Genomic DNA, 23138 nt, shown 5'->3' with positions numbered 1-23138 from the left:
CTTCCATATGTACACCCTCAATTTTAAGAAATACCAAACAATAATTTTTGTTGACACCTGTTTCTTTAAACAATCATTTCCTTCTATTTTATTTTACAATAGGCGAGCTGGAAAAAAGTACTATCTTTTTCTAGTACCCAGGACCAATTATTCGATAAGTAAGATTAACTTAATCCCCTTGCTAATAATCCTCCACCGACTCCTACTATTGTACCAACACCCGGAATTGGGATAAATGCAGTTCCTGCTGCCGTAAACGCTGTCTGAACGTAAGCCAAAAATATAAAAAAGAAGCGCACCTTTTCGGAACGCAACTTAAATAGCCGACTATCCTTTTCAATCGAATATACGGCTTATTTCATTTATTTTCTACATTACCGCCGAATCAGTCATCGAGGTTCAATTCTGTTTATGGAATCTCCAACGACTGTCCTGATCCGGCCGCGTAGAAGTATTTCATTTCCGTTACACCAATCCGATTGCTTGTTTTGTACTCAAATGTGCGAGAACCATCTGTTACGAAAAATAATATACAATTTTTCCAGCTATCTTTAAGAAGCCAAATGCCGAGCAAGCGTGTCGGAAAATTCATTTCCCCGTTTGTTTAAGAGCAGTAAATTAATCGCAACTGAACGCTTTCCGTGTCGATACACCCTCAGGAAATTGGATCTTGTTAGCGCAAACGCTACCGGAGTAGCAACGACATTGGTAAATCGTTCTTGATTGATCCCTGAAATTTCATGCCATGGGACAAACGCTTCAAAAAATACAAATGTTCTTATTTTCATACCTTCCGATGTTATTTCTACAACAGGTCGTGGATCAAAGGTTTTGATGAAACAAGCGATTCCTAATATGAAGGCAATGATGGTCAGCGCCCAGAAAACAGCTACCGCAATACCTGTTAAAAGATAGGTATCTGTTAGAATTTTCGTATAAAATATATAAATCACGCCGATCATCAAAACACCTAACAACCCTGTTATGAGCCGATTCGAATAAAACTTTATTGATTCACTTTGCATTCATTTTCCTCCTTACGGGACGTTTTACTGCTACACATTGTCCCAAGTTTCATTACAATTGTTACGGTCTGTTACAAGATAAACTTTGTAATAGATACATAGACCCTTTCGTCCACCTGAAATATCCCGAAAAAGGCTAATGGTGTAAAGCGTTACTTTAATTTGTCCTCATGCTCTTTTTACCTTTTTTTGCATCGTTAATATACTGGCAGCAATATAAAGAGCTCCAGTAATAAATCCGCTAAAAACAAAGGCAAAAACTCCAATCAACAACAAAGCAATACCTTTTCCAATTGACGCCTTTCTTTTTATTACTAAACCAAATATGATGCCGACAATTCCAAATAATAGCGGAAAGACTACTGATATTGTCCAAAAAAATTCGTCGACAGATATTATGTAAAGGACACCAGATGAGGAAAATATACCCAAAATCAAAAGGGCTATTGATTTTAAAATAGAAATACTTCCTCCAATTAAAGCAAATAGACTGGCTAATCCGTACTTCCCTTCATTCACATGATCCACTCTCCAAAGTTAAGGAATATGGGCAAAAGATTAAGATCCAAGATGAACCAAGAAAATGAATATAATAACACAAGCTGTCATTGCGCAAACGAAAAGACTAATAGCATTTAACGCTAAGGATATATAGAGAAGAATCTTTTTCTCATCTTTCCTCATCAATCCGATTCCCGTTAATGTTAATCCCGCTACTAAAATTAAAAAACCAAAAATAATTAAATAAATGTTTATACTTAATAAAAGGGGTATTCCAAAAAGAAAAGGAATTAGACTTAAAAACAAAGCGATATAACTTATAGGAGAAATTTTCTTCGCCTTCACTGTCTTTTCCATTTCTTACACCTTCTAAAAAAAAGCATTCATCGTTCTTCAGTTTCCTTTTTTTCACTTTGTTCAATTACATCATCGACTCTTGCGGCAAAATCATTTCTCCAAATTTTAAATTTCTCTTCAAACTCGCCCTCTGTTCGGTTGACATACCCTCTAAATTTCACTTGTTCAATATCCGTTGCGTCAAATAATTTATAACTATCTTTTGTTAGCCCTACAGGTAAAAGTACGGCTCCGTAATCTTTGAATGTTTTTTCATCAATTAAAATTCCTCTACTGACGATCATATAATCAAGATTTTCCTCTGACAATAGAGAAACGACACTTCCTAACGGCAAAACTTCGTTAAGTTCCGGTCTTTTTGTCAATTGACTGACCCCCTTAATTCTTTCATTTTGTCCTCAATTTTCCTTCGTTTCTGTTCCAAGTCTTCAATTCTATCAATAAATGCGTCTCTTGTTTTACCTTTCATTTGTCCATCAACAATTTTTTTAAGTTTAGTAATATAATCCGTTAAGGTGTGCACTGACTCTTCTAAACTTTTTATTGTACTGATGATTTCATTAGTTGCCCCGCTTTGTCCAAATGTACTATGAATTCTCTCCATTAATGTAAGATTATCCATAATGAAAAACCTCCTTTCACTTTATTTACTTTCGGCTAACCCGCCAGTGAGACAAATAAAGTACTTTTTAATTCCTCGTCTTTTTCAACCATAGACTGTACCGCAGATTTAACATCATCACTCAATTGAACTATTTCTTTCGATAGTTTATCTATATCGTTTTTGATTTCATTTACCAGGTTCTTATTAATTCCTTTTGTCGGATCCTGTAAAAATAATGTTTTTAACGTTTGATAATGGGAAACCAGGTGTTCGACCACGATTTGTTCAATATGTGGATCAATATCAAAGTCACCTTTAAATACATCCATTATCTCTTTAAAATAGGAAAAGGCAACGTCTTTAACAATACCCATGATTTCACTTGCGGTTAAATAAATAGATACACCTACTTTGAATGCATCGAAAGCAATATCAAACGCTTTTTCTAAAGCGGCATCAATTTTCTCTTTCATTTTAACTAATGTATCTTCTATCCATAGAACAGCATTAGATACCCCAGTCTTAATTGAACCAATTAATTGTTCACAAAATAGAATCGTTTCCTGTACAACCGGATAAGCTAATGTTTCAAAAGCAAGTCCTAAAGCTGACATATCTGCTATATTCATTAATCCAGCAACAATTACCGACACACTTGCTGATAGACCTGGAAATGCAGCCATCCCCCCTGCAAACTTTATAGCTTCTTTTGTTCCAAAATTTTTTTCTGTAATTCCTTTATAAACATCACCCGCTGAAGATACTAATTCAAAAAAACCTGGAAAAAAATCAAGTCCGGTATCATTATCACTTTTCAGTTTATCAAACCAAACAAGGCTTCCGTCTTTGCTAAAGTCGGAGTCATCAAATGCATAAGAATGTCCTTTACCGTTTGGTATTTTATACATTTGACCAGGTATTACCATATCTCCATCCTTTACACCTAAATGCAGTGGATCATTTTCATTAATTACATTACGAATATTTTTTTGATCAAACCCATAACCGTACCTAACAACATCTAAATTTAATAGCGGAGCAGGATTTAAACTAAGAACATCAATGTGATCCTGTTTATTTCTCATTGCCACAGTGTTTGCAAGTCCTCCACCAAGTGAATGTCCAGTTATAGATATTTTAGCCCCGTTAGCATTCGCTTTTACTTTTTGATAAAAGGAATCCGCTTGATCAGCTTGTGTAGTACTCAGAAAATTTAACCCGAAAAGATTGTATCCGCCAATCTCTGCATCCGCTATAATATCCCCTTTCCCCTTTTGTTGAGGTTGTGTACCAACATAAGCAATGACAATTTCTCCCGTTTCATTGTCTTTTAATGCGTATCCGGAGAATCCCGATTTTGGGTCGACGTATTGGTCGATGATTTTTGCATTCATATTATCTTCCAGTGTTCTTTTATCAATGTGTTTTGGACTATTCTTATCATCAAAGTTATAAATCATATCCCCCGCTAGTATTAACTTTCCTTTATCAGAGGATATACTATATGTTTCATCTGGCCTCGACATTCGAATTCCTCCCTTAACTATTTTTTAGTTTTTGATACTCATTTTTCGCATGAAGATTATTACTATCTAAATAAATACTATTATTCATAAAATAATTAACGACTTGTCCATTACGATTTTTCTTCTGCCATTCAATCTCAATGATAATGTAAAATATTTTCATTTTATTTTTGATTTCGTGTAAACTTATTAAAATAGTGGCCTTTTTAAAAGAATCATAATTAATTTTCAACTCATCATTAATAATTTCCTTAAATTGCTTTTCATTCAAACTATAAGCTATGGCTGGCGGTTCATCTAAGCCGTATGTATAACTAGCTGGTTTGATTTTTTCGATTCCTTGAAGTTTATCAAAAATGAATATTAGATCTAATGGTTTTTTCGTTTTTTCATTTATAAACTGATTGTTAGAATAACTAACCTTAAAATTAGGAGAACTATTCTTTTTTATAGTTTTTTCCTCACCCGTTCCTTTTTTTATACTTGTTTCGGAACTTGTTCCGCCTACTCCTACTGCATTATTTTTAACGGTATTATATACACCATCGAATCCAATTTTATTTTTATTATTTATAATACTGTTGTCATTCCTCTTTTGCGAAGTAATAATAAAGGAACGCAATTTAATATTCGAATACCCATCCACGGCATGTAAAATGGAATCCATATTTTTCTCATTTAAGTCTTTTGCGATTTTTTTGTAATCCACTTTCTTTTCAAATGGAGAGCTGTCGGATGATGAACATCCGCTTACTGACGATATGATTATGATTGATAACAATACTGAAAGTAGCTTTTTCATATGTGCACCTCGACTTTAGTTAATGGCATTTCAAATTTGATTTTTTTAACAGTAATTCTTTTGTCGCCACACGTTTCTTTAAATCATCATTTCCTTATATTTTATTTTACAAAAGATAATCTGGAAAAAAAGTACTATCTTTTCCTAGTACCAAGAACAAATGTTCCGTATGGGGGGTAATTGTCTATGACACCTAAAATATTCCACCTTTTCAATATTATTAAACACCTGATAATTTTAAATTCGATTTTTCATTTCAAAGTTTTATGGGGAGGAATACCCACCTCCCCACCTTGATTTAATTTTATTTATGAGTATACCTCAGCTTTTGTTAACGGCATTTTAATTTTTATGAGCGAACCTTTTAAATAATAATATACTTCGTCTTTCGCTAATGGGGCTTCATTGTTAATGTACTTGATATTAAATACATTCTGATCATTTACTGGCATTTTAATCAACCCTGATGTGATCTTGCTTTTACATTTCATTGCCAGTGAATCTCTGTTCCGATACAAATAGTCTTCTTGTCCGCAAATAATGAAATAGAATTCAACTGTTTTTGCCATATCAATTAATAAGCTTGCGTCTTCATCATTTATAAACACTTTATTACAAAAGGACTCGATATCCACAATAAAAATTAATTGTCGTTTAAAAGAAATATCTTTCTGTTTTCCCGCTACCTTTGCTTCTGATAAGATTTGGAGACGATCTTTTATTAAAGACTTCCAATTATTCAATTGTTCCAATATATCTTGTTCGTTTACTGCGTAACTTTTGACCTTATTTCGATACTCTATTAATCCATAGTCTGTCGTATCGATAACGCCCATTGTTTCTAAGTCTCCATTGCTCATCTGGGCCAATAAACTTAGAGATACTTCCGTTAGTAAAGAATTGTCATTGCCATAGATTAATAAGTGGTTGTTGATTGAAAAATTATGTGCGGTCACCTGCACATTATCATAATCAAGTCCCATTGGAAGAAAGCCTTTCTGTTGTGCACTAATGAATTGTTTATTTTTCCGGTAGAGCTGTAAATCGATAACATCAGGCATCATAGGAATTTCCTCTGGTCGATTTCCTTTCCAAGCTTGATCCATTTGAGAAATTTCATGTTGTAAAAGCTTGATTTGCTCAATTTCATTTTCAGCGTTAGTTGGTAAGGCAGCCTGGAAAATTGTTGGGTTATCAATTTTTATTAACCCACGGCCCGGTAATTCTTCAATTTCAAGCGATGTTCTACCAACAATTGAAGTAACTTCACTTTTATCTATTAAATAAAAACAAGCCTGAAGTTTTATATTGCTTACAATTTGCATTCTTAAACTCATCTGTCTAGCGGCACTTACAATAATATGAATGCCAACGCTGGAACCTTCTCGAACAATTTGTAAAACAAATGCTTCAAATTCATTGTAAAATCCAGATTCCTTGACAGCGTCATAGTTATCAATGGCAACTACAATGTTTGCCATTGTATTGCCGCTTATTTTTTCGTACATTTCTGCATTGGCCACATCATATTGACTTAATAATCTTTTCCTTGCTTTCATTTCCACTCTTAGCCGCTCAATCAACTTCATGCATTTTATTGTTTCCTCAATACGAACAATATCCGCAACATGTGGTAGATTTTTCAATGGAAGTAACCCGTTTGTCCCTAAATCAATTAAATAGACATGTAAATGTTCAGGATTGTGCTGTCGGGCTAAATCCATGACTACTGTTTGAATAAATGTTGACTTTCCAAAACCTGGACTTGAAAATATTGCTAAATGCCCATCTTTTGTGAAATCGAGGGTTAACCGATTTTGTGCCTGTAATTCAGGTTGGTCAAGCACACCAATTGTGGCCCGTAATGGTTTTTTTGAGTCCTTCCATGTTTCTTCATAATTTACAGGATGAAGATCTTGTGCATATATCCGCTCCTTCAGCGGTGGCAGCCACGGACGAGGGAGTGGTTTAATATTCTCATGTTCAGCGAATTCATGAATATACTCAATCACCGCGTCAAGTTCTGTTGAGACTTTTGAAATTTCTTGTTGATGGGCAAGACCGCTTAAGTCGTCGGATAGGATGTCGTATTGTCCGAGTTCGTTAATTGCATAGATGGTCGTGTCCATATATGTTTCATCATGTTTATCAGGCACATATTGGGCGCCGCTCCATGCGCTCTGGAACAGTTCGTAAATTTCGTTGTTTCCAACTTGCAAGTAAGCACGGCCCGGCAAGGTGATGTCCGCCGCATCCGGTGTTTTTAAAATTTCGTTCGAGTCGCTCGCATTTTGCACTTTGAGCGCGAGCTTGAATTTTGAGTTCGACCAGATCTGATCATCAACAACGCCGCTCGGCTTCTGTGTCGCAAGAATGAGATGAATGCCGAGTGAACGGCCGATCCGGGCGGTGGAAACGAGCTCTTTCATAAAGTCCGGCTGTTCGGCTTTTAGTTCCGCAAATTCATCCGAAATTAAGAATAAATGCGGCATCGGCTCACTTGCTTCACCTTGTTTGTATAGTTTTTGATATTGATTAATGTGGTTGACATGATGTTCACCGAATAAGCGCTGCCGCTTTTGCAATTCCGCTTTAATCGAGGCGAGCGCACGCATGGATTGGGCACCGTCGAGGTTCGTAATCGTCCCGAGCAAATGCGGCAACTGCCTGAACAAGTTCGCCATCCCGCCTCCTTTATAGTCGATTAATAGAAAGGCGACTTCATGCGGGTGGAAGTTGACGGCAAGCGATAAAATATAGGATTGAATAATTTCCGATTTACCTGAACCGGTTGTACCGGCAATTAATCCGTGTGGACCATGGGCCTTTTCATGCAAGTTCAAATTGACAATATCCTCTTTCCCACGCAGGCCAAGCGGTACGGCAAGGCTTTTATACGTTTCATTTTTAGCCCAGCGACCCGCGATTTCGAGCTCTTCCACCTTCTCTACCCCATACATTTCAAGAAATGTGACGCTTTCGGGGATCGAGTTTTTCAAGTTTTGCAGGTGATTGAGCGGAGCAAGTGCCCGTGATACGTCTTCTTTATTAAATCCTTCCGGAAAGTGATCGAGCGTAAATTTCCTGTTGACGAGTTCTCCTTCCTCCAGGATGATATTTCCGTTTTTGACATCACGAATATCGATGACCGTCTTAACATGTTCCGGAAGTGACTGCATTACATCCTGGACAAATACGAGCGAAACGCCGAGCTCGCTCGGATCGTCATTAAAATATTCCATGACCGTATGATCCAATATCAATTTTTCGTCGGTAATGAGGACGACAAAGTGTGGCGAGAAATACAGTTTTTCATTACTATTGCTTTTTTCATCCACAGCCAGTTTTCGTTCTTTTAAAATTTGGTATAGCGTGTTTAATACCTGGTCACGGGAACGTTCATGGTAAACGAATCCCCGTACATTCATCTCCCGTAAGCTTGCGTGCGGAAGCCAGCGCATCCACTCCCAGTTCGCTTTTTCTTCTTCCGGGAAGATCGTGATAAACTGTAAATCATAATAACTATGAAAAAAGGCCGTTTGCATGACCAATAGCTGTAATTGTTCAATGACATGCCGGCGTTCTCCGATATATCCGACAGGACCGTTCGTTAATGAAGTGACAACCGGGACATCCTTTAGCCCGGCATATTGCGATCTCAATTCTCGGGCGGCTTCGACCAATTCGTCTTTTTCCTGTGTAAATTCTTCCACAGAAAATTCAATCTCAAAGCTTGAATCAGCCCAGCCTAACCCAACGCGATACATCAGGAAATCATGATGAAACATCGTTTTTTCGTAAATTCGCGAATCTACATTCACGGCCATATCCCGAATCTGCTTCACCGTTGGATAGTGATAATTCAGAGCATGACGCTGTTGTTCACTCGCTTCATACAATTCTTTTGTTTTTTGTTTTAAATACTCCCGGTAGCTTTCATCTCGTTCTTTAATGTCCTTTCGATACTGCTTTAAACTCTTAATATAAGTGGTAATGGAAAAAATGACCGTTACGATCGTCATCGAGAGCATCGCGATAATATAAATGCCGCTCGGTCGAAAAAAGGAAATTAAAATCATAACGGCTACCATGACGAGTGGAGGGACAATGACACGCGCCAGCTGCTCGCTTGGTTTTCTTGGTTCGCTTGATGGTTTGGCAATTCTTCGTTTTTCCGTCGGTTCCCGATAAATAATACGGGGTGAACGATGATAATCTGGATATTCGGCGTTAAACCGCTCGCAATCATCATAAATTCGCATTAACTTTGTGGAAACAAACGTATCCGATGGAAGAACGCGGATTTCATTCTTTCCGACTTGAATCAAAACTCCGTCAAAAAAAACCTGATCTCCGGGTTGAAGTATTACATCTTCCTCCAGTCGAATACAATTGTGGTAAACTTCCCCGTTGTATGCTTCGAGCCGGAAAGCCTGTCCGAGTTCCTGGCGGGTTAACGCCATGTCCACTTTTGTATTTCTCACTTTCACATCATCGTATTCGTTTGTTCCAAAGGAAATACGATGATGTGGTGACGTGTCATAGACTAACCACTTATCGAACTCCATTAAATGAAATTTCAGGACACAATTGGAATGGTGGACTGTTAAACTTTTATTAAGAAGTAACGAGTGATTGCCGATTTTGCACATTTCCCCGTCCCATTCGATATCTAATGGTTGATCGAGTTTTGGAAAGGTTAACGTATGTGACCAATCGTTTCCAATCGTGATTTTTTGTTGTTCATTTGTATTTAAATGGCATTTGTGCAATTGAATTCCATCACTAATAAGTAATAATCGTTGTGCCATCTTTCTCTTCCTTTCCACTTCAAAAAAGTAAAACCTCAATCAACAAAAACATTTCTTTCTTATCTATTTTTTATCTTTAGATTTTTCTTCTTTCTTACTTTCTTTTGGCTTCTCTTCTTTTTTGCTTTCTTTAGTATCGCCCGCCGGTTTCTTTTCCTCTTTTTGTACTGGCTCGTTTTGATTGTTGTTTTCAACCGGTTCGGTCGTCTGCTGGCCAGAAGGGCTGCCGGAAGTTTCTGAATCAAGATTAAGATTTAAATGGTACTCTTCATCGTATTTTTTTAATTGCTCTTTGTATTTCTCAACTTCTTCTTCCCGCTTAGAACCGCTTATGTTCGGGTCATTGTTTACCTGTTCCATTTTTTGAGTGATGCCATAGACAATGAGCCTCGGATCATCGAGAGATTTCGCAAGATCTAATGCCTTGTTGACATTCCCGCGCCCGGAATAGATCCAAAACAATAAATACTTTGGATCGCTTTTCAGACTCATGTTTTTACGAATATTTTCTTTTTGCTCCGGATCTAAATGAACACCTTGAAGATAAGAACTTGCCAGAATATATTTTCCGGCGATCGGTAACTTTTCAGGATCTTCGCCTTCTAAATCGTTGATGACTTTTTCATAATCAGTAGCTAGAAAGTGACGATGGGCATCGAGCAAATGATTTTGATACGGCTCCCTGGCAAAGTATAGATAGCTGAGTGGTATGGCCAAAAGAACCGAGACTCCGATAAAAATAAATGTTAACTGCTTAAACAGGTTAAATCGTTTTTTAGGGACGAGCAGCATTTTCTCTTCGGTCTCTTTTTGCTCTTTGACATAATGATCTTCGAGTATCTTCATTAAAGATTCAAAGTTATCCGCTTCTGCCACTTGTCGCTCAAATGCCGTTTCTTTCGCATTGTTGAGCGAGCCTGAATATAATTCATCAAAACTATAATTCTTTGAAAACAAGGCAATAATTAGACATTTATATTGAAGTAAAAACCGTTCCTCATCCATCTCAAAAGGCGGGACAAGGTTTCGGATTCCTCGATAAATGACATAAGGCATAAGATTGTCATCAAACACCAGATTATCAGGGTGTAGAAAGAACGTTATTCTCGTATTCAACCATTCTTTAAATCGCGCTATATTGCGTAACAGGCGCAATTTGTCATTACGCCCGATTTTTTGGATCTCTTCCCATTTTTTTAAATATTGATCGACGGTGAAGGAAAACGCGAATAAATCTTCACCTTCTGTAACAACTGCAGGGACAAAATGGTCCCTGTCTTCAGTTATTGGTCCTAACTGACGGAGATCTTTAACATGTGTCTGCGATTTAGCAAGATTTAATTGCCATGTTCTTTCATTTATTAAAAAACGAAAAGGTATTGAATCAATCTGTATAGTTTTCTCATCCATTTTTGCTTACTCCCTTTTTTCTTGTTCATCTTTTTTAATAGATTCGCTAAATCTTAAAACTACTCAGACACATTGTTTTATAAAACGATTAAAATATCGCCATTTGTGACCGGGTAATCAATGAGTCGGTCATCATCAGTTAAAAGAAGGTCTTTTGCCGGGACTTTAACGGCAAACAGTGATTCTTTTGAAAGGCTAAGATTCAATGTTTCGGTTATATTGCCAAGCAGTTGTTTAACCGTTTGATGGACGGGTATTCTTAAATCATATTGGTCACCGTCCCACTTTGAAAAATCAACAGTTACATTAATATGTGTTTCAGCGGGCATTTTTAGCTCTTCTCCTTTACTCCATAAATGTTCTTATCATCTTATAAATGCCGGTACAAATTAACAAAGCCACCCCGCCCAATATTGTGGTAACCGTTTTGCTCATCCCACGACTCCTACCATCCTCATCACTTTGAGGCTCTGCAACGAATGGCGCCTGGTAGTTGTCGGTAAAGAGAGCTTTTCTTGAATTCTTAATGACCATATCTTTTTTCACAGGTGTGACAAAAAGTGAATGTTTAATACTTTCCATCTGTTGCTTGTTTTTTCTTTGTTTGGACTCAATCGCAGCCCGAGTTTGTTCTGAAAACAAATCGGGCGCGATTTTCTCCAACTCTGTCTCTTTATTGCTTTGTGATTCCGCTTTTTTCTTTTCGCTTTCATTCTGGCTTATACGATCCGATTTCCAGTGAATCGTTCCATCATGTTCCAATTCGTCCGCCAGTACCGTCTGAAGCGGACATAGGAGAAAAATGCCTGAACAAAGTACGATAAACTTAATGAGCTTCATTAATCCCTTCATCTACAATCTCCTCTGCTCTTTCCGAACGTTTAAAGACAAAAAGATTACATGCAAAACCAATGACAACAATCACAAGTAAACTGGAAATATAGAATACAAGATCCGCTGTTCCATCCCCAAATTGTATGAGTAACTTTTCAACATATTGCAATGGGGAATAGGTCTTAATATCTGCTGCAAGGGATGATTTGTCAAAGTGAAGTCCAAGGGCTTGAGTGAAGAACAGATATAAGCTCAATACAATTAATAATACAAACATCCCTATCATTTTTAATTGGCGTAACAAATAGGTTGCTACAAGAACCATAGACAGTACGATTGCTGTAATGAGACCGATCCAGAACATGAATTTTTCTTGATTAATTTCCAATAAATAACCGGACAGAAGACCGATTACAATTCCTTCGACAATACCAATTCCCGTCGTAATCATCGTAATAGGTACGTTGCTTCGGATGAATGATCTTTCTTCTTCAAACATATCTTGCTGGATTCGTTTTCGTTCATTAGTTGAGATGACATATGCTGTGAACAGCGAAACGATAAAACAAATTAACACGATAAAATAAGGTGTAAACGTGTCCCCTTTTTCCACAATAACGCCTTCATTTTTGGTTTGTACCGGATTTGAAAGAAAGTTAAGCAAATAATCATTTGGCCGCTCTCCAATCCGGCTGTTGGCAAAAACGCTGGCAAAATTATTGGCAAAGTTCTTATCTTCTTTCACTTTGTTCGTCCAATCGTTGGATAACTCATCCGCTTTCGTCACGAGCGTCGATCCGCTGTCCTTAATCGCTTTCGCCTGGCTGTTAATCGAATCAAATGTTTCATAGACACTGTCTGCGGAATTCAAATTACTTTTTGATTGATCCGCAAGTGACTGACTTTCAGCAAGCAAAGAAGAGAATTGATCATCGAGCGCAATAATATCAGACTGCTCTTGTTCTTTATTTGTTAAGATTTTTGTATGTTCATCTTGCAATTTCAGACTTTGTTCACGCCATGACATCAGGTTTTGCAACGTTTGGGCGAGACTGTTATTTAATAGCTCCGCTTGTTCGGAAGTACGATTGATCATTTCAATTAATTGATTCGAATTTTCATTCGCTTGATCGACCTGTTGAATGTACGTGTCGATTTTACCTTTTAACTCCTCTGCTTCCCCATGAACGTCTTCTGTTATTTGATCGGCGATATAATTGGTCAAAACATCGATAATATTTTGCTTATTGAATAAAGAGTAGAGAGAGTTTTCACCCGCCCATTCATCAAGGCGTTTTTCGTTGAGTTTATTCTGGTAGTCGGGACTGGATATGTCGGTATTCTCAAGTTGGTTTGTCTCAAAATAAACATCAAATAAAGCTGCCATTTTTCTATATTCGCTGATCACATTGATAAGATCACTTGTCATATCGACCGGGAGAGGAGATGTTACAATGTGTTTAATATAATTATTTTCTACAACAACTTTTTCTCCAGGTTGGTCATTCTGATCGGGTTGAGGTTTTTCTTTATTTTGTTCTCCAGTGTCCGGTGTTTCTTTAGGATCGATTTTATCATTGTCCGTATTGCTTTGTTTTTCTTTGTTCGTACTTTGATAAGTTGATTCTTCGTCTGAAGTTCCGTTTTCTTTCTGATCACTATCTTCCTTTTGTTCATTTAAGCTTTCAGTGTCGGTCTGTTCGGCTTCCTTTTGAACAGTGTTTGTTTGTCTTAATGAACCTTCTTCTGATTGAACAGAACTTTTCCGGAGAGCGGATGGCGATTCCGGTTGATCAACATTAGTCACATCCTTCTGGTTGAGCTGCCAGTTCCATGTAAACTGTTTCGTAATGTCCGAAGCATTCTTTAACACCACATGCAACTTGATGGTGAAATCCCCTTCCCCTGTTGCCGGGAGCACAATTTTCCCATTTTCAATGAATGGTCTTGTATAAGTTCCTTCCCCCATGTGAGGTAATGTTAATTTTACTGAATCGATTTCAAACCCTTTTGGAGGTGTAATGGTTAACTCCTGTCCCGATTTCTTAGTTTCCGGTAATTGAACTGTATCGGTTAAGGTCATTCCTTCCTGTTGAAGTTTTTTCAAATCCGCATTCATCTGTTTGGTCGGAATTGAACCAGAAGGTGATGCCTGAACATCAAACTCATCAATATATTTATGGGTTAAAGCCATGATATTTTTCAGCTGGGTTTTCGTAGAATCATCTAAATCTAATGGATCCATATCTTCCGGGTTCAATGAAGGAAGTTTCGTAATTTGCTTTTTAAGATGTTCTGTGACACTTTTATCCGGACCATCGAAAAACTTACTTAAATTCACATTTTGCTCTTCACCTGATGGAGTTTGCATCTGTTTCTTAAGCTTAGCGATAATGGAACGTTTCAATGCTTCCATGTCAGAAGGCAATGTTTCGTCTAACTTAGTATCGATTTGTCCCAATTCTGCTTTCGTTGAAGTTAAATAATTTTTTATTGCTGTTGCTTTCGAAAACATAATGCTCGTTTCTTCATTTTTTTGAAAAAGTTCATTGATTGCCTTATTGGCCGATTCAAGGTTTTGCAATTGTTGCATCACATTATCGCTATTCAAACTGCTGTTAAAAAGACCCAGCTCATTTGAGAAGTTTTTGGCTAACAGGCCATTTGCTTTATTTGTTAGAATAATATTCCCAAACTCCGTCTGAAAAAGCTGGTTCGTTTTAAAACCTTCATTTAAATTGTTGCCGAAAGATTTTAAGAGATCCTGTAGACCTTTAAAGCTCTCTTTTGATAGTTTTGTACTGTCCTGCACTTGTTTAAATTGCGATGTATAATTGGATAACGGATTGTGAATATCTTTTTTATAAATGCTCGTATATGCCAGTTCTTTATTGACAAGCTTTCCAATGTTGTCCTGGGCGTCTTGTAAATTCCCGAGTACACTTGCAAAATAAACATCTATAATTCTCCGGTTAAAATCCGCCAGAATCGAACTAGCCGTTTTCTCCGCTTCCGCTTTCATATTATTATTTCCGGAAGAATTAATTTTGTAATTTAACGTAACTTTTTCGGGTATTGTAGAATTAATAGATAGTGCCTTTTCCGTAAAATTGCTTGGGATGACAATCATCATATTGTAGCTTTTCCGTTTTAGCCCATTTTCCGCTACTCCGCGGCTAACGACATACCAGTCATGTTTATTATCTTTCTCAATTCGTTTAATAAATTCATCACCGAATTCAAAATGTTTTCCATTAAATTCGGCTCCCTGGTCTTCATTGACCAGAGCAACTGCCATTTTCTTCGTTTCGTCGTTGTTCTTTCCCTTCGATGCTTGATTAAAAGCAAGGTAAGAAATGCCCGCGGAAAGAACAAGCATTAGAACGAGAAATAGCAATATACCCCGTCCCAATTTTTCCATTCACATCAACCCCTGTAAATTACTTGTTATGTATTTCTCTCTATATTAAACAATTGAAGCCACACAACACTTGTTGCGTGGCTTTCCGCTAAGAGATCGCTAGTATTAATGCACTATTATTGACCACTCAGCAACTAAGATTTTGTTTATCTTAATCCAAAATTTTGCGATAATTGCTCATCATGTTGAGCCACAGCATCAGCCGTTTTGTTCAATTGCGTATTGATGTCATGCATGAGCTGAGCGAAGTTTTGCACTTTTGGTTTTAATTCATTAAATTGGTCATCAAATCTTTCAAATGCACGACCTTCCCATTCTCCTCTTAATTCGTTTTGTAAGTTGGTCAAGTCTTTTAAAATTTGCTCAATTTGCTGTGCGCTCTGTCCATAACGTGTTGCCTTTGCTTTTAACTCTTCTGGCGTCATGCGAATTGTTCCTGCCATGAATATCACTCCTTTATATTTTAACCTATTGGTAACAATAGGTTTTATAACATTAGTAACAAATGCTGTTTTAAAACAATCCTCTGGCAAAAAACTACATTTTATTACAATTTTTTAATCACTTTTACTCTAAATGATGGGTTTAACTATGTCAATTGTAATTCAGTAGATTACTAAAATGGGTAAAAAGGCACTAGTTCTTTGTGCCTACTTATAAAAATTTATTTATCCATTCTTCATGAGGGATCACTTCTTCAACACAAATCATATTTCGCAAAACAAAAGACTCTTCCCTTACAATCATCTCATTACCCCTTTCATAAATTCCAAAACGGAATTTTTTGTATTTTTTATCTTTTTTTCTTCATTTTCTTTTTTCTGTTTACATATTGAACTTTCTTCACTTTACAGAAAACCTTGTTTTTTAAAAGTTTTCTGGACTGTCTCTTAAACCTTTAATCCATTTAATCAAAACAATTACATGAAGCATTAGTCCATTTATTAAGATTTAAAGAATGAAAGGTCCAATTCACCCATTTCATCCCCCCTCCTTTTTTATAAATAAACAAAAAAATAAATAGGATTTTCTTTAAGAAAAGCCACACAACAATGTTGTTGTGTGGCCTGTTGTTTAAGCAAGCGGCTGATTGATTATCGAAGCCCAAAGTTTTGCGATAACTGCTCATCGTGTTGAGCCACTGCTTCAGCCGTTTTATTCAATTGTGTATTAATGTCATGCATAAGCTGGGCAAAGTTTTGCACTTTCGGCTTCAATTCGTTAAATTGATCATCGAATCTTTCAAATGCGCGACCTTCCCATTCTCCTCTTAATTCGTTTTGCAAATTGGTTAGATCTTTTAAAATCTGCTCGATTTGCTGTGCACTTTGTCCATAGCGTGTCGCTTTCGCTTTTAACTCTTCCGGGGTCATACGAATGGTTCCTGCCATTACTAATCACTCCTCTAAAAAATTTTCTAACGAGTAACTTCCAAACTGACAGATAAGTTGCCCGTTAAAGTTCTTCTTTACTGTAAAAAACAATAGTTTCCGAAGTCAATCATTTTTTCCATATTTCTGAAAAACGGCATTAAAGACCCATTTCTTTTTTACCAATAAAATGCAAAACAAACTTCCTTGATGGTTCTTTTATACTATTTTTCAATGATGAAAGTTTTTGATTTCACTCATATAGATGATTTTAGACTAGTTAAATGTATAAGTTTAACAAACATTAGCTATTCAACAAACATAAGGATTTATTTTACTTATATTCCAAATATTAATGGGTACTAGAAAAAGATAGTACTTTTTTAAACGGGGTATTGATGCTATTAATAAAAGTGCAAGTTCTAGTAGAAAGATCTGCGCAGATGAATATTCTAGAATGCTGAACTACTTAACTTTTAACGGTGAAAAAGGAGATTTCAAAAAAATAGGGAGGAAACATGATGTTAAAGAAATTAGGCATGATCTCATTGCTTTGTGTCGTTATCGCGTCTCTTGCCGCCTGTGGCAAATCCGGAGAAAAAGCAGCATCCGGCACAGCTAAAAGCGAATTAGTAGAGGCATCTATTGATAACGCATCCTACATACTAACCGGTGAAGATGACGGTGTATCCGAAAATAAGAAGCATGGATTGTTAGCTGTCACTCTGAAAGTGAAAAATGTATCAGATTCAGATGTTACATTTTTAGGCTCCGAAGATATTAAGCTTTATGACGGTGACAAGCAATTCAATCCTAAACGAAATGTCTATAGTTCAGAAGTCGACCTGGAAATTGATAACTCGGGTGATATCGGCGCCGGCAAGGTGAAAACGATGACGTATGTTTTCGACGTAGAAAAAGATAAAACGTATGAAATCGGCCTTCATCCAAACTCGATGGACCATGATCAAAATCAAAAAAGCGAAGAAATTAAGCTGAAATTGGATACAAAAAAATATGCGGAAAGTTTCGATGCACTAAACGATCCGGCAAAAGCATTAACCGCTTATATTGATACGATTTATCTTGGAAAAGATAACAGTGATTACGAAAAATATGTAACCGCCGATAAGGCTGCTTTGCAAGATAAAGCTAAGAAGAATTTTAAAGAGAAGATGGACGGAATATTTACTGAAAACAACATTTCCGATTCAAAATTGGATAAGCTTTATTCAAGTTATCAATCGTTTTTAGCACAAAAAGCGAAAATCGAGGCGAAAGTAAGTGCAAATGCCAAGGGAAAAGCGGTTGTTGTTTTAAATTACTCTGCCATTCCATTGAGCGATTTACGGGGAAAAGTATTTGATTATAAAAAAGAATACTGGAAGAATACCGATGATTACGATCCGAAAAAATCCGAGAAGTATGCCCTTTCAAAATTCGATACGATCCTTAACAAACTAGATCCTAAGGAAGGACATTATGATCTTAAAGTTCTTATGATTCAAAAGGACGGAAAATGGACCGTTGATAATTCGGACGAAAACAGTGCTGAAGAAATTTCAAATGTGTTTGCTGCAGGTGAGGTGTATTAAAAATAATGAAAAACAAATGGCTCATCTCCAGCATTGTTGTAGCCGTTGTTCTTGTCATTGGGATTGTCATCTTGCAGCAAATGAATAAACCGGAAAAAACCGTCGCTACATTCGAACAGGCTGTTGAACAGAAAAAGCCGAATCTGCTTCACGGTCTCATTATTTCCGATAATAAAAAAGCAGCTGTCAACGATGCTTCGTTGAATGCGCTTATCTCTTTTTTAAAAGCGAACAACGACAGCATGCAAGCGATTAAAGAAGGTTTAAACAAACAAATTAAAGATAAAGATTTCACAACATCCAACCAGCAAATCAGTTTAGTGAAAGATGAAAAAAAATGGGGCTTTTTTACGAGTTATAAGCTGAAAGTAAAAACTGTAAAAATTAAAGTAACCGGGCAAAATGAAGATGATCAAATTAACCTTTCGATCCAATCATTAAATAAACCATTAGAAAAAAATAAAGACGCGCTATACGGTCCAGTCCTTCCCGGTACGTATCAGTTCGTGACGACGATTACGAATCAACTTGGCACGTTTATGAAAAAAGAAAAAAAGGAAGTATGGGGCAGCACAAACGTAAGTCTTCTTGTGGATGACAGTAAACTTGCGAGGAATGATAAAAAGATCCAAAAGGACATTACGAAGGCTCTTGATAAATTTAACAGTGACTTACCTGTCGTTGAAACTTCAGGTTTTGATACGAATAAGTTTACGAATGTGACGGAAGCCTTAAAACAAGCTTCGATGCTTGAGAAAGAAGACTTTGATGTCATCAAAAAATATATCAATGAAATGCAGGCACAATATTTAGGGGCAGTCGTCAATATAGATGAATTATCGATTAATTATTTTGATAATCAGTGGAAGGCTGATATTCAGGCTTTTGTTTCCTATAACAACAAGATTAAATACAGTGGGCAAAAATCTTATAAAGATGTGTCGTATAAGTCGATTCGCCAATACTCTCTTAAATACGAACCCGATCGTAAGAAATGGATGATCGATAAGGTGCATGACACAGAGGCCGATGGAACGGAACCGGATGATTGGAAAGTCAAAGTGGATATGAAAATTGACAATCCGCCGGTCATGAAATGGATGCGTACGAAGAAAAAAGAAGCGCTTTAACGAAAAAAGAAGCCGTGAATGTACTTTAATCACGGCTTCTTTTTCTAGTCGTTATTTGCTCAAATTATAAAATGCATTAGCTCCTGCATAGCTTGCGATGACGCCAAGTTCATCTTCAATGCGAAGCAATTGGTTGTATTTCGCCACACGGTCTGTACGGGATGGCGCACCTGTCTTAATTTGGCCGGCGTTTGTCGCAACAGCGATATCTGCAATCGTGCTGTCTTCACTTTCACCAGAACGGTGGGAAATGACTGCGGTGTAACCAGCGCGTTTCGCCATTTCGATCGCATCGAACGTTTCCGTTAATGTTCCGATCTGGTTCACTTTAATAAGAATGGAGTTTCCTACTCCTTTTTCGATTCCTTCACGAAGCTTCTTCGTATTCGTTACGAACAGGTCATCTCCGACAAGCTGAACTTTGTCGCCCAGACGTTCTGTAAGGAGCTTATGTCCTTCCCAATCGTTTTCATCGAGGCCATCTTCAATCGAAATGATCGGATATTTTGATACGAGGTCTTCGTAGAAAGCAACCATTTCTTCAGAAGTTTTCACAACACCTTCACCTTCGAGGTGGTACTTACCGTCTTCCTTATTGTAAAGCTCGGAGGAAGCCACATCCATTGCAAGTTTCACTTCTTCGCCAGGTTTGTAACCCGCTTTTTCAATTGCTTCGATGATGGTTTGAAGCGCTTCTTCGTTTGAAGATAAGTTTGGCGCAAATCCGCCTTCATCTCCAACCGCTGTGTTGTAACCTTTTTCTTTTAACACCGCTTTTAAGCTATGGAAGATTTCCGCTCCCATGCGAAGCGCCTCAGAGAACGTTGGAGCGCCGACCGGCATTACCATAAATTCTTGAATGTCCACATTGTTATCTGCATGCGCACCGCCGTTTAAAATGTTCATCATTGGTGTCGGCAATTGTTTCGCGTTAAATCCGCCAAGATAAGCGTATAGCGGCAAGCCGAGATGTTCTGCGGCTGCGCGGGCGACGGCCATTGAGACGCCAAGAATGGCGTTCGCGCCTAATTTCCCTTTGTTTTCTGTTCCATCAAGCTCGATTAACGTTTTGTCGATGCCGACCTGGTCTAGTGCATCAAAGCCAACCAATTCTGGTGCAATAATTTCATTGACGTTGTCTACCGCTTTTAAAACGCCTTTTCCGTTGTAGCGTTCTTTATCTCCATCACGCAATTCAACGGCTTCGTATTCACCAGTAGACGCACCGCTTGGAACGATCGCGCGCCCCATTGCGCCGGACTCGGTAAATACTTCTACTTCTACTGTCGGGTTTCCGCGGGAGTCTAAAACTTCGCGAGCATAAATATCAACGATAAGTGACATACTTTCATCTCTCCTTATTTTTAAAAATAGTTTAAACGAACTCTTTCGCACAGGGGCCCACTGTGCAAAAGAAAGTCTTTTATTCTTTAATTAATGTTTTCCCTGTCATTTCTTCAGGCTGCTTGCCGCCGATTAATGTTAAGAAGGTCGGCGCAAGGTCAGCCAGTATCCCGCCATCACGAAGCTCAATTCCTTCCTTTGTGACGATGACCGGAACCGGATTCGTCGTATGGGCGGTCATTGGTTTTCCTTCCAAAGTCACAACCTCATCTGCATTTCCATGGTCAGCCGTTATAATTGCACATCCACCTTTTGCGATAATGGCATCCACAACTTTTCCTAAGCATTCATCGACCGCTTCAACCGCTTTAATGGTTGGTTCAAGCATGCCGGAATGGCCAACCATGTCAGGATTGGCGAAGTTCAAGATGATCGCGTCATGCTTGTCCGCTTCGATTTCTTTTAAAAGCGCATCCGTTACTTCATAAGCGCTCATTTCGGGCTTCAAGTCGTACGTCGCCACTTTCGGCGAGTCGATCAAAATCCGTTCTTCACCCGGAAATTCCGCTTCACGTCCGCCGCTGAAGAAAAATGTTACGTGCGGATATTTTTCCGTCTCGGCAATCCGCAGCTGCTTAAAGCCCTGTTGGGAAAGAACTTCGCCCAGCGTGTTGTCTAAATTGATCGACTTAAAGGCAACATTTCCTTTGACGGTTTCACTAAAATGTGTCAAGCAAACGAAGTGGATGCCTTTTGGAAACTTGTCCCCGCGGTCAAATCCTCTAAAGTCTTCGTTCGTAAACACTTGAGAGATTTGGATGGCACGATCCGGACGGAAATTGCAAAAAATGATCGCGTCGTTATCCTGAATCGTTGCAACCGGAGTCCCGTCCTCGTTTGTAATAACCGATGGGATGATGAACTCATCATAGATTTCGTTTTTATACGAGTCTTCTACTACTTCAAGCGGATCTGTATACGAAGGTCCTTCACCATACACCATCGCCCTATACGATTTCTCGACACGCTCCCAGCGCTTATCGCGGTCCATAGAATAATAGCGTCCGGATAAAGTCGCAATCTTTCCAACTTCGAGTTCTTTCATTTTATCCAGCGTTTGTTCGATGAACGGTTTTGCCGATTTTGGCGGCACATCCCGGCCATCCAGAAATCCATGGACAAAAACGTTTTCTACGTTTTGTCTTTTAGCCAGTTCGAGCAATGCGAGAATATGATCGATATGGCTATGGATCCCGCCGTTCGAGAGCAAGCCAAAAATGTGGAGGTTCGTTCCGTTCTTTTTCACATGGTCCATCGCTTCGATGAAGGTCGGGTTTTCAAAAAACTCCCCTTCACGAATGGCCAGGTTCACGCGGGTCAAGCTCTGGTAAACGATGCGCCCCGCCCCAATGTTTAAATGACCAACTTCCGAGTTCCCCATTTGTCCTTCCGGGAGTCCTACCGCCTCTCCGCAAGCCGTTAAATGATTGTGCGGATACTTTTCCCAATACCGGTCAAAGTTCGGCTTGTTCGCCTGTGCGACAGCATTCCCTTTTCGTTCGGGACGGCAGGCAAATCCGTCAAGAATAATTAATGCTACAGGCTTATTTGCCATTATTAACGCCCTCCAATAATTGAAGGAACGATTCAGGCTCTAGACTTGCACCGCCAACAAGCGCACCGTCGATATCCGACATGCTCATCAATTCCTTAATGTTGCTCGGCTTCACGCTGCCTCCATATTGAACGCGGACTTGTTCAGCCACCTCTTGAGAAAACTTCTCGCCAATCACTCCACGTATGTAACGGCATACTTCATTGGCATCTTCTGAAGAAGCGGTTTTCCCTGTGCCGATTGCCCAGACCGGTTCATACGCGATCACTATAGATTTCGCCTGATCTACTGATAATCCTTCAAGCGCTTTTTCCGTTTGCCTTTTCACGATCTCTTTCGTTTGTCCGGCTTCACGCTCTGCAAGGGTTTCTCCGACACAAACGATTGGGATTAAACCGTGTTTAATCGCGGCATGCGTTTTCTTATTGACGAGTTCATCGGTTTCGTTAAAGTATTCGCGGCGTTCAGAATGTCCTAAAATGACATAGGTAACGCCAAGATCTTTCAGCGCATAAGGACTAATTTCCCCCGTAAAAGCACCGCTGTCTTCAAAGTGCATGTTTTGCGCGCCGATGTATATCGGCTTTTCACCTATTCCATCTACTAATGTATCTAAGAAAAGGGCAGGTGCACAAATGACCGTATCGACAACTTCATTTGATGGTACCAGACCTTTTACTTCTTCCAAAAAACTTTTCGCTTCGGAAATGGTCTTATGCATTTTCCAGTTTCCCGCGATGATCGGTTTTCGCACGATTCTCCACCTTCCTTGCTGCTTTTTTCTTATTTAATA

The 23138-nt window shown here is 38.3% G+C and carries 19 protein-coding genes; 2 read left to right on the top strand and 17 right to left on the bottom strand.

Annotated features, from left to right (window positions below; translation table 11 throughout):
- Positions 1–551: 551 nt before the first annotated feature.
- The 14 genes from WD019_RS08240 to WD019_RS08175 form a co-directional block, all read right to left on the bottom strand.
- Positions 552–1025 (bottom strand): hypothetical protein, encoded by a 474-nt coding sequence (locus tag WD019_RS08240; protein WP_425711189.1) that lies wholly within the window; start codon positions 1023–1025, stop codon positions 552–554.
- A gap of 168 nt (positions 1026–1193) precedes the next feature.
- The gene (locus WD019_RS08235) at positions 1194–1544 is read right to left on the bottom strand and encodes a hypothetical protein (protein WP_425711188.1); all 351 of its coding nucleotides are present in this window, start codon (positions 1542–1544) and stop codon (positions 1194–1196) included.
- A gap of 39 nt (positions 1545–1583) precedes the next feature.
- Positions 1584–1883 (bottom strand): hypothetical protein, encoded by a 300-nt coding sequence (locus tag WD019_RS08230; protein WP_026677566.1) that lies wholly within the window; start codon positions 1881–1883, stop codon positions 1584–1586.
- Between the two features lie 26 nt (positions 1884–1909).
- Positions 1910–2248, bottom strand: a complete 339-nt coding sequence (locus WD019_RS08225) for a DUF4176 domain-containing protein (RefSeq protein WP_425711187.1) — start codon at positions 2246–2248, stop codon at positions 1910–1912.
- Entirely contained in the window at positions 2245–2505 is a 261-nt protein-coding gene (locus WD019_RS08220; protein ID WP_425711186.1) for a hypothetical protein, read from the bottom strand. Before WD019_RS08220 ends, WD019_RS08225 begins: the two co-directional genes overlap by 4 nt.
- Before the next feature lie 35 nt (positions 2506–2540).
- The gene (locus tag WD019_RS08215; RefSeq protein WP_425711185.1) at positions 2541–4013 is read right to left on the bottom strand and encodes a lipase family protein; all 1473 of its coding nucleotides are present in this window, start codon (positions 4011–4013) and stop codon (positions 2541–2543) included.
- A gap of 13 nt (positions 4014–4026) precedes the next feature.
- Positions 4027–4815: a DUF3952 domain-containing protein gene (locus WD019_RS08210; RefSeq protein ID WP_425711184.1), complete on the bottom strand. Its 789-nt coding sequence runs from the start codon at positions 4813–4815 to the stop codon at positions 4027–4029.
- A 308-nt stretch (positions 4816–5123) separates the two neighbouring features.
- The gene (gene essC / locus WD019_RS08205; RefSeq protein WP_425711183.1) at positions 5124–9626 is read right to left on the bottom strand and encodes a type VII secretion protein EssC; all 4503 of its coding nucleotides are present in this window, start codon (positions 9624–9626) and stop codon (positions 5124–5126) included.
- A gap of 63 nt (positions 9627–9689) precedes the next feature.
- Positions 9690–11036 (bottom strand): type VII secretion protein EssB, encoded by a 1347-nt coding sequence (essB, locus tag WD019_RS08200; RefSeq protein WP_081412625.1) that lies wholly within the window; start codon positions 11034–11036, stop codon positions 9690–9692.
- 77 nt (positions 11037–11113) lie between these two features.
- A complete protein-coding gene (locus WD019_RS08195; protein WP_026677555.1) occupies positions 11114–11365 on the bottom strand; it encodes an EsaB/YukD family protein in 252 nt (83 codons plus the stop codon).
- 16 nt (positions 11366–11381) lie between these two features.
- A complete protein-coding gene (gene essA / locus WD019_RS08190; protein ID WP_051291423.1) occupies positions 11382–11888 on the bottom strand; it encodes a type VII secretion protein EssA in 507 nt (168 codons plus the stop codon).
- The gene (esaA, locus tag WD019_RS08185; protein WP_425711182.1) at positions 11863–15291 is read right to left on the bottom strand and encodes a type VII secretion protein EsaA; all 3429 of its coding nucleotides are present in this window, start codon (positions 15289–15291) and stop codon (positions 11863–11865) included. Before esaA ends, essA begins: the two co-directional genes overlap by 26 nt.
- Before the next feature lie 146 nt (positions 15292–15437).
- Entirely contained in the window at positions 15438–15734 is a 297-nt protein-coding gene (locus WD019_RS08180) for a WXG100 family type VII secretion target (RefSeq protein WP_026677552.1), read from the bottom strand.
- A gap of 651 nt (positions 15735–16385) precedes the next feature.
- Positions 16386–16682, bottom strand: a complete 297-nt coding sequence (locus WD019_RS08175) for a WXG100 family type VII secretion target (protein ID WP_026677547.1) — start codon at positions 16680–16682, stop codon at positions 16386–16388.
- A gap of 497 nt (positions 16683–17179) precedes the next feature.
- Here WD019_RS08175 and WD019_RS08170 point away from each other — a divergent pair, with 497 nt between their 5' ends.
- Both WD019_RS08170 and WD019_RS08165 read left to right on the top strand, forming a co-directional pair.
- Positions 17180–18256: a DUF5105 domain-containing protein gene (locus WD019_RS08170; protein ID WP_026677546.1), complete on the top strand. Its 1077-nt coding sequence runs from the start codon at positions 17180–17182 to the stop codon at positions 18254–18256.
- 5 nt (positions 18257–18261) lie between these two features.
- Complete coding sequence (locus WD019_RS08165; protein WP_425711181.1) at positions 18262–19386, top strand: TcaA second domain-containing protein; 1125 nt, start codon at positions 18262–18264, stop codon at positions 19384–19386.
- A gap of 51 nt (positions 19387–19437) precedes the next feature.
- Here WD019_RS08165 and eno read toward each other — a convergent pair whose 3' ends face one another.
- The 3 genes from eno to tpiA form a co-directional block, all read right to left on the bottom strand.
- Positions 19438–20730 carry a phosphopyruvate hydratase gene (gene eno / locus WD019_RS08160; protein WP_026677544.1) on the bottom strand — a complete coding sequence of 431 codons (1293 nt, stop codon included), beginning with the start codon at positions 20728–20730 and terminating at the stop codon, positions 19438–19440.
- Between the two features lie 79 nt (positions 20731–20809).
- The gene (gene gpmI, locus WD019_RS08155) at positions 20810–22345 is read right to left on the bottom strand and encodes a 2,3-bisphosphoglycerate-independent phosphoglycerate mutase (RefSeq protein WP_425711180.1); all 1536 of its coding nucleotides are present in this window, start codon (positions 22343–22345) and stop codon (positions 20810–20812) included.
- Positions 22335–23099, bottom strand: a complete 765-nt coding sequence (gene tpiA / locus WD019_RS08150; protein WP_026677542.1) for a triose-phosphate isomerase — start codon at positions 23097–23099, stop codon at positions 22335–22337. Before tpiA ends, gpmI begins: the two co-directional genes overlap by 11 nt.
- Positions 23100–23138: the final 39 nt, after the last annotated feature.

This window comes from Fictibacillus sp. Mic-4 (assembly GCF_049843615.1).
Classification (GTDB): domain Bacteria; phylum Bacillota; class Bacilli; order Bacillales; family Fictibacillaceae; genus Fictibacillus_A; species Fictibacillus_A gelatini.
Note: the sequence above shows the minus strand (reverse complement) of the source record. Positions and strands in the feature narration are given on the sequence as shown.